This window comes from Psychromarinibacter halotolerans (assembly GCF_029168315.1).
Taxonomy (GTDB): Bacteria; Pseudomonadota; Alphaproteobacteria; order Rhodobacterales; family Rhodobacteraceae; genus Psychromarinibacter; species Psychromarinibacter halotolerans.
The window spans coordinates 25,973-33,610 of the sequence record NZ_JARGYD010000019.1 but is presented as its reverse complement, the minus strand read 5'-3'; the positions used below and the strand labels follow the sequence as shown (position 1 = coordinate 33,610).

Annotated in this window: 8 protein-coding genes; 1 reads left to right on the top strand and 7 read right to left on the bottom strand. The window is 63.9% G+C overall.

All coding sequences use genetic code 11. From position 1 onward, the window contains the following. The 6 genes from P1K30_RS23145 to P1K30_RS23120 all read right to left on the bottom strand — a co-directional run. Nucleotides 1-95, bottom strand: a 95-nt coding sequence (locus P1K30_RS23145; protein WP_034866829.1) for a GTP-binding protein, incomplete at its 3' end; no start/stop codon positions are given. A gap of 79 nt (nucleotides 96-174) precedes the next feature. Beyond that, nucleotides 175-2,298, bottom strand: a complete 2,124-nt coding sequence (gene fusA / locus P1K30_RS23140) for an elongation factor G (protein WP_275635112.1) — start codon at nucleotides 2,296-2,298, stop codon at nucleotides 175-177. 21 nt (nucleotides 2,299-2,319) lie between these two features. Next, complete coding sequence (gene rpsG, locus P1K30_RS23135; protein WP_275635111.1) at nucleotides 2,320-2,790, bottom strand: 30S ribosomal protein S7; 471 nt, start codon at nucleotides 2,788-2,790, stop codon at nucleotides 2,320-2,322. 13 nt (nucleotides 2,791-2,803) lie between these two features. Beyond that, complete coding sequence (gene rpsL / locus P1K30_RS23130; RefSeq protein ID WP_025311764.1) at nucleotides 2,804-3,175, bottom strand: 30S ribosomal protein S12; 372 nt, start codon at nucleotides 3,173-3,175, stop codon at nucleotides 2,804-2,806. 315 nt (nucleotides 3,176-3,490) lie between these two features. After that, a complete protein-coding gene (locus P1K30_RS23125) occupies nucleotides 3,491-4,396 on the bottom strand; it encodes a DMT family transporter (RefSeq protein ID WP_275635110.1) in 906 nt (301 codons plus the stop codon). A 98-nt stretch (nucleotides 4,397-4,494) separates the two neighbouring features. Continuing rightward, nucleotides 4,495-5,304: a glycosyltransferase gene (locus tag P1K30_RS23120; RefSeq protein WP_275635109.1), complete on the bottom strand. Its 810-nt coding sequence runs from the start codon at nucleotides 5,302-5,304 to the stop codon at nucleotides 4,495-4,497. Nucleotides 5,305-5,455: 151 nt separating this feature from the next. On the opposite strand from P1K30_RS23120, the gene P1K30_RS23115 reads away from it, so the two are divergent. Next, on the top strand, nucleotides 5,456-6,457 hold the full coding sequence (locus P1K30_RS23115; protein WP_275635108.1) for a glycosyltransferase family 2 protein: 1,002 nt from the start codon (nucleotides 5,456-5,458) through the stop codon (nucleotides 6,455-6,457). A gap of 12 nt (nucleotides 6,458-6,469) precedes the next feature. Here P1K30_RS23115 and P1K30_RS23110 read toward each other — a convergent pair whose 3' ends face one another. Next, nucleotides 6,470-7,564, bottom strand: a complete 1,095-nt coding sequence (locus P1K30_RS23110) for a transglutaminase-like domain-containing protein (RefSeq protein WP_275635107.1) — start codon at nucleotides 7,562-7,564, stop codon at nucleotides 6,470-6,472. Nucleotides 7,565-7,638 lie beyond the last annotated feature (74 nt).

The window sequence follows — 7,638 nt, the reverse complement described above, 5'->3', positions numbered from 1 at the left end:
ATGGCCGCCGTCAGCGTCGTTTTGCCGTGGTCAACGTGGCCAATCGTGCCGATGTTGACGTGCGGTTTGTTACGTTCAAACTTTTCCTTAGCCATGATGGCCTCCTTGTTCTCTGGCGGTGCGCATGAATGCGCACCCTACGGGGTAGGGTGCGTGGTCTCCCACGCACCGCACTTAGGCGTACTTCGACTGGATCTCGTCCGAGATGTTCTGCGGCACCGGGTCGTAGTGGTCGAACTGCATCGTGAACTGCGCGCGGCCCGAGGACATCGAGCGCAGGTTGTTGATGTAGCCGAACATGTTGGCCAGCGGCACGAAGGCGTTGATGGCGATCGCGTTGCCGCGGTTCTCCTGGCCCTGCACCTGACCACGACGAGAGGTCAGATCACCGATGATGTTGCCGGTGTACTCTTCCGGCGTGATCACCTCGACCTTCATGATCGGTTCCAGCAGTTTGGCGCCGGCTTTCCGCATCCCTTCGCGCATCCCCATACGGGCGGCGATTTCGAACGCGAGAACGCTGGAGTCCACGTCGTGGAACTTACCGTCGATCAGAGCGACCTTGAAGTCGATCACCGGGAAGCCAGCCAGCGGACCGGAGTCCATGACCGATTTGATGCCTTTTTCGACACCCGGGATGTATTCCTTCGGAACCGCACCGCCGACGATCTTCGACTCGAACGAGTAGCCTTCGCCGGCCTCGGTCGGAGTGATGACCAGCTTGACCTCGGCGAACTGACCCGAACCACCCGACTGTTTCTTGTGAGTGTAGGTGTGCTCGACCTCTTTCGAGATGGTCTCGCGGTAGGCCACCTGCGGCGCACCGATGTTCGCCTCGACCTTGAACTCGCGCTTCAGGCGGTCGACCAGGATGTCGAGGTGAAGTTCGCCCATGCCCTTCATGATGGTCTGGCCCGACTCGAGGTCGGTTTCGACGCGGAAGGACGGGTCTTCGGCGGCCAAACGCTGCAGACCGGCGGACATCTTCTCTTGGTCGGCCTTGGTTTTCGGCTCGACCGCGATTTCGATGACCGGATCCGGGAAGGTCATGGTTTCAAGCACGACCTGCTTCTGGCTGTCGCAGAGGGTGTCACCGGTGGTGGTCTCTTTCAGACCGGCCAGCGCGATGATGTCGCCCGCAAACGCTTCGTCGATTTCCTCGCGGTTGTTCGAGTGCATCATCATCATACGACCGATGCGCTCTTTCTTGCCCTTCGTGGAGTTCATGATCGAGTCGCCCTTCTTGAGGACGCCCGAGTAGATCCGGGTGAAGGTCAGCGAGCCGACGAACGGGTCGTTCATGATTTTGAACGCGAGGCCCGAGAAGGGCTCTTCGTCGTCAGCGTGACGCGCGATGTTACGCTCTTCCGTTTCGTCGTCGGGCGAGAAGCCCATGTACGGCGGAACGTCAAGCGGACCCGGCAGGAAGTCGACAACGGCGTTCAGCAGCGGCTGGACACCTTTGTTCTTGAAGGCCGAACCACCCAGAACCGGAACGAAGGACAGCGACAGCGTGCCCTTGCGGATCAGGTTCCGCAGGGTCGGGACGTCGGGCTCTTCGCCTTCAAGGTAGGCTTCCATCGCCGCGTCGTCCTGCTCGACGGCGTTCTCGATCAGGGTCGAGCGCCACTCGTCGGCCAGGTCCTTCAGTTCGTCGCGGATCGGGCCACGAACCCAGGACGCGCCAAGGTCTTCACCCTTCCAGACCCACTCTTCCATCGTGACGAGGTCGACGATGCCTTCAAGCTGGTCTTCCGCGCCGATCGGGAAGTTCACCGGAACGGGGGTCGCGCCGGTGCGGTCTTTGATCATCTTCACGCAGTTGAAGAAGTCAGCGCCGATCTTGTCCATCTTGTTGACGAACACGATGCGCGGAACTTCGTAGCGGTCAGCCTGACGCCACACGGTTTCGGTCTGCGGTTCAACGCCGGCGTTGCCGTCCAGCAGGCAGATCGCACCGTCGAGAACGGCAAGCGAACGCTCGACCTCGATGGTGAAGTCAACGTGGCCGGGCGTGTCGATGATGTTGTAGCGGAACTTCGTGTCCGAGGTGCCTTCCTCGGTCGGATCTTCCTGCCACTGCCAGAACGTGGTCGTGGCAGCAGAGGTGATCGTGATGCCACGCTCCTGCTCCTGCTCCATCCAGTCCATCGTGGCGGCGCCATCGTGGACTTCGCCGATCTTGTGGGAGCGTCCGGTGTAGTACAGGATCCGCTCGGTCGTCGTGGTTTTACCGGCGTCGATGTGCGCCATGATACCGAAGTTACGGTAGCGCGTGAGGGGGTAGTCGCGTGCCATTGGAGGGCCCTTAGATCTGAATTACCAGCGGTAATGGCTGAACGCTTTGTTCGCGTCGGCCATCTTGTGGGTGTCTTCGCGCTTCTTCACGGCCGAACCACGGCCGTTCACGGCGTCGATCAGCTCGCCTGCGAGGCGTTCTTCCATGGTGTTCTCGTTGCGGGCGCGCGAGGCGGTGATCAGCCAGCGGATCGCCAGCGCTTCACGACGCTCGGGACGCACCTCGACCGGAACCTGGTAGGTCGCACCACCAACACGGCGGGAGCGGACCTCGACGGCCGGCTTGATGTTGTCCAGCGCCTCGTGGAACACTTCCACGGGAGCTTTCTTCAGCTTGCCCTCAACGCGCTCGAAGGCGTTGTAGACGATGCTTTCTGCGACCGACTTCTTACCGTCGATCATCAGGTTGTTCATGAACTTCGTCAGCACGCGATCGCCATACTTGGCGTCGGGCAGAATCTCGCGTTTCTCAGCAGCGTGACGGCGGGACATCTGTCAGATCCTCTTATTTCGGCTTCTTGGCGCCGTACTTCGACCGGCGCTGCTTACGATCCTTGACGCCCTGGGTATCCAGAACACCGCGGAGGATGTGGTAACGAACGCCCGGAAGGTCTTTCACACGGCCGCCACGGATCAGGACAACCGAGTGTTCCTGAAGGTTGTGGCTTTCACCGGGGATGTAGCTGATGACCTCGTAGCCGTTCGTCAGGCGCACCTTGGCAACCTTACGCATGGCCGAGTTCGGCTTCTTCGGCGTCGTCGTGTAGACGCGCGTGCAGACGCCACGCTTTTGCGGGCAGCTTTCCAAGTGCTGGGACTTGGACCTTTTGACTTTGGGCTGCCGCGGCTTGCGGATCAGCTGTTGGATCGTTGGCATTCCGGTTTATTCCCCGTGTTGCAACACTTCATGTTCATCTCTGGGGCGCGCGTCCCCGGTTCATCTGGCGTGCTCCGCGCGTCCGCAAAACACGAAAACCGCCCCCGTCCCCGTTCGCGGGAACGATGCGGTGGGCATTCAGAGGATCGAGGCATACGCCCGGATCTTGACCACTACAGTTCTGTTAAAGGCAGGAGGCCCCCTGCCCAAGTGGGCGCCGTATAGGGTGAGTCCCGACCCTTGTCAACAGCCGGGCCTCCGGCGCGTCAACCTGGGCGGCGCGTGACCTGGAAATGGGGTGGCCGCGGCCGGATGTCAACGCACTCGCAGCGCCTTGGGCGGTGCCCGGCGCAGGTTGCGTTCACGGTAGAAAGTATAGATGCCGGTCGCCACGATGACCGCCGCGCCCAACAGCGTCAGACGGTCTGGCCAGTCCCCGAACACGACGAACCCCAGCAGCAGCGCCCAAAGCAAATTGGTGTACCGCAGCGGCGCGATGACGGCGACCTCGCCCACCCGCATAGCCGAGACCGAGAAGACGTAGCCGCCGATCAGCAACACCGACGCAAGGCCCATCTGCATGGCCGCCAGCCCCGATACCGGGCGCCATTCGATGAACATCGAGCCGATCCCGAAGAACACCATCACGGACACGGCGTTGAAGAACGCCACGGTCATCGAGGGCACGTCAGCCGACAACTGGCGCGACAGCAGGTCCCGCACGGTCACCAGCACCACCGCCGCCAGCGCGTACAGGGAATAGTGATTGAACCCCTCGCCTCCAGGTCGGACGATCAGCATCACGCCTGCAAAGCCGACAAGGATCGCGCTTAGGCGTCGCCAGCCCACGGCCTCGCCCAGAAACAGCGCGCCGGCCAACGTCACCGTCAGCGGCATGGCCTGTAGGATCGCGGTGGCGTTGGCGATCGGCATGTTGAAGAACGCCGACACGAAGAAGAAGGCCGCGCCGACCTCGGCCACGTTGCGGACCGCGATCAGCGTCCAGTCGCGCCGCGAGAAGTCAAAGCGCAACCCGCCCAGCGCCCGCGCCAGAAGGTACATCCAGGCCGAGGTGGCGATGCCGCGCAGGAACACCGCCTGAAACATCGGCAGTTCATCGGACAGCGCCTTCATCGCGGTATCGTTCATGGTGAAGCAGGCCATAGAGCCCGCCATAAGCGCCGCGCCGCGCAAGTTGTCTGAACTGGATGACGTCGTCATGTATCGGCAGCTATCAGCGAAACCCGCGCTTTGCCAGTGGCGAAACGAGAGCGATGGCCCGCCCCGGTATTGCCCGTGCCCCGGCGGCACCTCCGGGCCTAGTCGATGTGCTTGAACGCCCCAAGTTTGCGGCCGAAGTTTTCGCGCAGGATCGCGTCGATCTCTTTGTTGGGAAGCTGAAGCTTCTCGCCGGTGCGATGCGGGTTCGCCTTGTTGTCCTGATGGATCGTGCGGACATAGGCATAGTGCTGCGTGTCGGACCACGCGTTGAAGAACTGCGGCAGCTGGCGGTGATCCACCTTGTAGATGTTGTCGCGCCAGCTGACCGGCGCGATCAGCGCCGCGCCAACGCTGATCGGCGTACGTTCGCAGGTCGGATAGACCAGCGTCTTGTCGTCCCGCCGCTCAAGGTAGAAGCCAAGGTTGTGGGCGATGGCGGTCGGGTTGTCGATGCCGCCCAGCGCCGCGGCGCGGGGGGCGACGTCCTTCAGCCGCGCGATAAAGCCGTTGTCCAGCGCGTCGTCGTCATCGAAGCGGAACGTGGTCCGGTGCGTGAACCCCTCGGTCGGGATCTCGGCAAAGGCGGCGCGGATGCCGGCATAATGGTGCTGCGGCTCGGCCTCTGTGATGCGGATGGCGGGGACGTCCGCGCAAAGGGCGCGCAGCCGCTCTTTCCATTCGGCCGGCATGTTGGCGCCGACCAGAAGGATGCAGGTGAAATCCGCGTCAGTCTGCTGTGCCAGCGAAGGCAGGCAGTAAACCTCGAACAGGCGGAAGCGACGCTCTAGCCTGTCGGGTGCGAACAGGAAGGCTTCCATGTCCTCGATCGTGTCGAAGCCCGGATAGAAGTTTCCGATCGTCGCAAAGGAAAACCGGATCAGCCCGATCACCTGGTTTCGAAGGTCCATAAGCGCCCGCCGTTGCCATCCCGGCGCGGACAGTGGCAGTCGCGCCGCGCCCGGTCAACCTTGGGCAGACGCGCCGTTTTAAGCGGCGCGCCGTGCGGGTATACCTGCGACGGAAGGCCGTCAGTGGCGCCGCGGTATGGGGACACGGGGTATGACACAGAATTCCGAGTTTCTCGTCGCCGCCGGAATGCGGAACGAGGGCGCCTTTCTGGTCGAGTGGGTCACGTGGTACCGGATGCTTGGCTTCGACGTGCTGGTCGCGACGAACGATTGCACGGATCATTCGCCACAGCTGCTGAACCTGCTGCATGATGCGGGCTGGCTGTCACATACCACCCATTCGCCCGACCCCGGCACGCCGCCCAAGCGGACCGCGCACCGCGCCATCCGCAACCACCCTCAGACCGCCGCGCATGAGTGGCTGCTGCTTTGCGACGTGGACGAGTTCCTTGTCTTCCACATCGGCGACGGCACCGTCGGCGGCTATCTTGGCGACACCTCCGACAACCGGTTTCACGGCATCGGGTTTCACTGGAAATGCTTCGGCAACTCGGGGCACGAGACGTGGGAGGACGCCTTACAGCACCGCGAGTTTACCCGCGCGGCCGAGACGCAGCACAAGGCGAACACCTCGTTCAAGTCGCTGATCCGCCGACCGCTGGAATTCGCCGTCTTCGGGGCCCATAGCCCGCAACGCTATGTCGGCCCGGGCACATGGGGACAGGCTGGCAAAGTCTGGCTGGATGGCGAAGGGCGCAAGCTGGGCCGCTACAATCCAGACGGCGCAGCACAGAGGGCGACGGCGCCGGACAGGGTGACGCATCTGGGCGCGCAGATGAACCACTACATCACCCGCACCCCGGAAAGCTACGCGCTCAAGCGCGGCGTTCCCAGCGCCTCGGCCGGGCGGGACCGCTATACCGACGAGTTCTGGGACAACTACAACCGCAACGAAGTTCAGGACCTGTCCGCCCTGTCCTATGCCGACCGCTTCGACCCGCTGTACACACAGGCGATGGCGATCCCCGGCGTCGCGCGGCTGCACCATTTGTGCTGCGCGGATTACGTCGTGCGGCTGGCGGAAGCGACGGGCGCGGACCCCGCGAAGGATCCGCGCTTTGTGCGGCACATGGATCTGGCCGCATCGGTGTAACCGGGCGGAGGTCTATACGATCTCGCGCGCGGTGATGGTGTAGGCGAAATCGTCGGGCGACAGCTCGTCCTGCTCCACCCCGTCGATCTCGGCGTGGGGGTACATCAGGAACGGCAGCGTTCCCGCCGACGACCCCGGCAGCACCACGTCATGTGCATCGTTGTAGACCAGCCAGTTGCCTTCGGCCGCGCCGAACAGCGCCGCGCGGACGTCCTGTACTTCGGGGTCGGCCAGCGTCAGGGTCTTCGGCGGTTCTTCCAGCACGACCTTGCGCACATCGGCGGGGTCGGTCGGAATCCAGCCGATGCCGTCCACGAACACCTCGGCGCGGCAGTGCTGCGCCTTCGTCACCGTCTCGGACCCGGCGCCAAGGCTTTTGTACCCAAAGGCCGACGGCGCCACCCGCAACCCGTACAGGTCGCGCGCGGGAAGTCCGGCGGCGCGGGCAAGCCCGACATACAGCGCGTTCAGGTCGGCGCATTTGCCGGTCAGATCGCCCAGCGTCAGCATCGAGGCGACGTCGCCCAGCCCGCAGCCACGCGTCTCGGGGTTGCGCTCGGTGCTTTCGATGACCCACTGGTAGATCGCCTGCGCCTTGGCCAGATCGTCGGACAGGCCGTCGGTGATCATCAAGGCCGTCTCGCGCACGATGCCGTCGGTCGGGATCAGGTCGGTCGGCGCGGTCTGGCGCGCGCGTTCCGCGTCGGACAGCGCAGCACCCGTGGGCTCAAGCGGAACCGCGCGGCTTTGGGTGGCGGCGCGCGAAACGACCTCTAGCGTGGCCGGCGTGTCGCCCGCGTCCCATTCGGCGTGGACAAAGGCGATGCCCTGCGCGTCATCCATCACAAGCCGTGCGCGGTCGGCGGTGGTGGTGAAGGTCGTGTCGCCCGGACGGAACCAGTCGTCCGCCGTCAGCGACGGAACCGGCACCCACGCCTGCGCAGGCGCACCCGCGCGCGGCAGATCGACTTTGGTGGTCAGGGAAAAGGCGCGCCAGCCCGTGGGACGGGGCGCATACCCGGCGGCAGCGCGGCCGATGGACGGAAGCAAGCCAGCTCCGACGGCGGCGACGGACGCCAGAAGGAAGGTGCGGCGGTCAAGGATCATCGGGACTGCTCCGTGTTTCGGGGGGACCTGTCGCGCGCGGCTATAGAAGCTTGCCCCCTACCGCGCAAGGCACG